This window comes from Leifsonia sp. HAY1-4F, assembly GCF_056755275.1.
Genome location: NZ_JBNDHX010000178.1, coordinates 1 through 3,111, shown reverse-complemented (window position 1 = coordinate 3,111; position 3,111 = coordinate 1). Strand labels below are relative to the sequence as shown.

At 71.6% G+C, this 3,111-nt stretch carries 3 protein-coding genes and 1 pseudogene; all 4 read right to left on the bottom strand.

All coding sequences use genetic code 11. The features are described 5' to 3' along the window. Positions 1-263, bottom strand: a pseudogene (locus ACPYOG_RS18940) (sulfonate ABC transporter substrate-binding protein); the annotation flags it as partial. A gap of 14 nt (positions 264-277) precedes the next feature. Further along, positions 278-1,618 carry a sulfate adenylyltransferase subunit 1 gene (locus ACPYOG_RS18935; RefSeq protein ID WP_481295688.1) on the bottom strand — a complete coding sequence of 447 codons (1,341 nt, stop codon included), beginning with the start codon at positions 1,616-1,618 and terminating at the stop codon, positions 278-280. Then, positions 1,618-2,535 (bottom strand): sulfate adenylyltransferase subunit CysD, encoded by a 918-nt coding sequence (gene cysD, locus ACPYOG_RS18930; protein WP_481295687.1) that lies wholly within the window; start codon positions 2,533-2,535, stop codon positions 1,618-1,620. Before cysD ends, ACPYOG_RS18935 begins: the two co-directional genes overlap by 1 nt. Then, positions 2,532-3,111: phosphoadenylyl-sulfate reductase (locus ACPYOG_RS18925; protein ID WP_481295686.1), on the bottom strand; the 580-nt coding region annotated here is incomplete at its 5' end. The genes cysD and ACPYOG_RS18925, both read right to left, overlap by 4 nt.

Here is a 3,111-nt window from a genome sequence, read left to right as displayed (position 1 = left end):
GCGCCTGCACTGAGCGCTTCGATCTCGGCCGGACCGGCGTTGAACTGCTTGGTCTGCAGCTCCGTCTCACCCAGAGCCTTCTGCAGCAGCCCGTCGTGGATGCCGGCCAGCGCGGGCCCGTGCGTGACGTTGTCGAAGTAGCCGACCCGGATCGCCGTCGCCGGGGTGGGGGCGGCGCCCTCCGCCGAGGCCGCGCAGCCGGTGAGCATGGCAGTGGTCGCCGCGAGCGCGAGGACGGCGGCGGAGCGGAGCGGTGTTCGCACGAGCGGGCCCTTCTTCACGAGACGATGCCGGCGGCGAGCGTCGCGCCGGACTGCGGGTCGATGAGCAGGAAGGCACCGGTGTGCCGGTTGGCCGCGTACGGCTCGACCGGCAGCGCCTCGGCGAGTTGGAGCGTGACGTGTCCGATGTCGTTGACCTCGAGCGCGTCGGCCGGGACGACCTGCAGCGTCGTGAGGTCGCGGCGGCCGGCGATCGCGGTCAGCCGCGCCTGGACGGTGGCCGTACCCCATTTCAGCAGCAGCCGGGCGCCCGGCAGCCCGCGGGAGGCGTCCAGCCAGAACACCTCCGCCGTCAGGGTCGCGCGCGGCTCGGGGAGGGTTCCGGCGGTGCCGATCAGCGCACCGCGAGCCAGGTCGAGATCGTCGGCGAGGCTGACCGCGGCGGACTGCGGTGCGGCAGCGACCTCCACACTGCGGCCCGCGACGTCGATCCGGGTCACGACCGAGGTCGCGCCTCCCGGATGCACGCTCACCCGGTCCCCCACGGCGACGGTTCCGGAGGCGATCCGGCCGGCGGCCGAGCGGTAGTCCCGGTAGTCGGCCGCGTCCAGCCCGGGAGCCAGCGCTCCCTGGGGACGCAGCACCAGCTGCACGGGCAGCCGCAGCTCGGCGAGGGCTTCGACCTGGTCGCCGGTCGGAAGGGACTCCAGCAGTTCCAGCAGCGCGGGACCCTGGTACCAGGGCGTGCGTGGCGAACGCTCTGCGACGTTGTCGCCGTCGACCGCGCACACCGGGACGACGTGGAGGTCGCGGATGCCGAGCTCCCCGGTCACCGCGACCAGTTCCTCCGTCACCTCGCCCACGCGGCCGGCGTCGAAGCCGATCAGGTCGATCTTGTTGATCGCGACGATCACGTGCGGCACGCGCAGCAGGCTGATCACGGCGAGGTGGCGGCGGGTCTGCTCCAGCACGCCGTTGCGGGCGTCCACCAGCAGCACCACCGCGTCGGCGGTGGTCGCCCCGGTGACCATGTTGCGGGTGTACTGCACATGCCCGGGGCAGTCCGCGAGGATGAACGAGCGGGCATCGGTGGCGAAGTAGCGGTAGGCGACATCGATCGTGATGCCCTGCTCCCGCTCGGCGCGGAGCCCGTCGGTGAGCAGGGCGAGGTCGAGGCCGCCGGCCTCTCCCCCGAAGCCGCGCTCCCGGGACGTGCGCTCGACCGCATCCAGATGGTCGGCGAGGATCGCCTTGGAGTCGTGCAGCAGCCGGCCGACCAGGGTCGACTTGCCGTCGTCCACCGATCCTGCGGTCGCGAAGCGGAACAGCGTGCCGCGAGTCGAGGCGCCCTCGCCAGGCGCTGCCGCGCGGGTGTCGTCGTCGAGTTGGAGCGTCATCAGAAGTATCCCTGCCGTTTCCGGTCTTCCATCGCGGCCTCGGAGATGCGGTCGTCGGCGCGGGTCGCGCCGCGTTCGCTGAGCGTGGAGGCCGCGACCTCGCGCACGACGGCGGCCGCGTCGCGGGCGTCGGACTCGACGGCTCCCGTGCAGCTCATGTCGCCGACGGTGCGGTAGCGCACCAGCCGCTTCTCGACGGTCTCGCCGCGATCGGCCGGGGAGACCGGTCCGATCGCACGCCACATCCCGTCGCGGGCGAACACGTCGCGTTCGTGGGCGTAGTACAGCGGCGGCAGCTCGATCTGCTCGCGCTCGATGTAGCGCCAGATGTCGAGCTCGGTCCAGTTGCTGATCGGGAACGCGCGCACGTGCTGGCCGGGCGTGTGCCGTCCGTTGTACAGGCTCCACAGCTCGGGCCGCTGGTTGCGCGGGTCCCATTGCCCGAAGCCGTCGCGCAGCGAGAGGATGCGCTCCTTCGCCCGGGCCTTGTCCTCGTCGCGGCGAGCGCCGCCGAACACGGCGTCATGCCGTCCGGCCTCGATCGCATCCAGCAGCGGAACCGTCTGCAGCGGGTTGCGGGTGCCGTCGGCGCGTTCGCTCAGCCGGCCGTCGTCGATGTAGTCCTGCACCCGCGCCACGGCCAGGGGGATCCCGAACCGCTCGGCGGTCGCGTCGCGGAAGTCGAGGACCTCCGGGAAGTTGTGCCCGGTGTCCACGTGCAGCAGGGAGAACGGGATGCGCGCCGGCCAGAACGCCTTCGCGGCCAGGTGGAGGACGACCACGGAGTCCTTGCCGCCGGAGAACAGCAGGACGGGCCGCTCGAACTCGGCGACGACCTCGCGGATGATGTGGATGGACTCGCTCTCCAGCTGGTCGATGAGCGTCAGCGAGGGCGGGGCGGTCAATGTGCCGGTCATTCGTGGAGCCCGCATTCGGTCTTGGCGAGGCCGGCCCAGCGGCCGGAGCGCGGGTCCTCCCCCTCGGCGACCGGCTTGGTGCACGGTTCACAGCCGATCGAGGGATACCCCGCCGTCAGGAGCAGGTTCAGCGGCACTGCGTTGGCGGTGGCGTACTCGACGAGCTCGTCGAACGTCCACGCTGCGAGAGGGTTGACCTTCACCAGGCCGTTCTTCTCGTCCCAGCTCACGAAGGGCGTCGCCGTCCGGGTGGGCGCCTCCTCACGGCGCACGCCGGTGAACCAGAGCTCGTATCCGGTCAGTGCACGCTGAAGCGGCTCGACCTTCCGGCGAGCGCAGCACAGGTTGGGGTCGCGTGCGAACAGCTCCGCTCCGAACTCGGCGTCCTGCTCGGCCACCGTCTGCTTCGGCTTCACGTCGACCACGCGCACGTCCAGCGCGCGCTCGACCTCGTCGCGGGTCACGTACGTCTCGATGAAGTGGTAGCCGGTGTCGAGGAACAGCACATCGACGCCGGGCAACGCAGAGGCGACCACGTGCGGGAGCACGGCGTCGGCCATGGAGCAGGCCACGGCC